This is a genomic window from Acidiplasma aeolicum (assembly GCF_001402945.1).
Classification (GTDB): domain Archaea; phylum Thermoplasmatota; class Thermoplasmata; order Thermoplasmatales; family Thermoplasmataceae; genus Acidiplasma; species Acidiplasma aeolicum.
Window position 1 is genome coordinate 1 of sequence record NZ_LKBG01000174.1, and the last position, 840, is coordinate 840.

General features: G+C 27.1%; 1 protein-coding gene. It reads left to right on the forward strand.

The window, feature by feature from the left end; translation table 11 throughout:
* The first annotated feature begins 141 nt into the window (after positions 1-141).
* Positions 142-825: a hypothetical protein gene (locus AOG54_RS04140; RefSeq protein ID WP_055032465.1), complete on the forward strand. Its 684-nt coding sequence runs from the start codon at positions 142-144 to the stop codon at positions 823-825.
* Positions 826-840: the final 15 nt, after the last annotated feature.

Sequence of the window (840 nt, forward strand, 5' to 3'; positions counted from 1 at the left end):
TTTGGACACAGAGGTGTCATCCTTACTTTTTTCATGAATTTTTTATGATCTTTCAACGATCTCCTTACACAAAATTCTGGACACTATCGTGAGACATCCTACAACAAATATTATTATATCGATTTTTAATACATATATAATATGGGGGAAGCCAATAAAAAGCTAAAAATAACCAGAAAGGGCAATATTAAGAATGATGTAATTAATATTTTAAATGAAAATAATACCTTTAAATGGATGATTAATACAGGAGTGGTTAATTACAATTCATTATCACGTATAATTAGGGATGAGATAAAAAAGAAGTATAATTATTGCCCTAAAATCAATACAATTTCAACAATTATAAGGAAAAATTATATTATAAATAAACAAAAAAATCCAGATAATCCTTTTTCTGAGATGAAAATTAATATTATTACAGGGCTTTCACTTCTATCATGTAATTATGACATTAATACAATGGCGGCATATTTTCCGTATTCCCGTGCAATTCGTATAATACCAGAAAACAACAGCATGTGGATTATGATTTCTGGGGAAACTCCGGAAAATGTTATAAAGTCATATCCTGGAAATCTGTATGGTGATTTTATTGAAATTAATATTACATTAAACGGTAATAAAATAAATGAAGATTCAATACAAAGATTTATGGAGACCCTATCATTTAATTATATAAACGTGTCTCAACTTATGATATCAAATGATGGTTTTGAATTATTTATCAGTGCAAGATATCTTAACAAAGTTTTGCAACTTATTGAAACCATAAGGTCTGCTAAACATTTCCATATATTTTTCAAGTTCATTGTTTTTCTTTGACATATTTAATCTCTT

Excerpts from the sequence above, each read along its gene's own strand:
- AOG54_RS04140 (WP_055032465.1), top strand. The coding sequence starts at position 142 with ATGGGGGAAGCCAATAAAAAGCTAAAAATAACCAGAAAGGGCAATATT.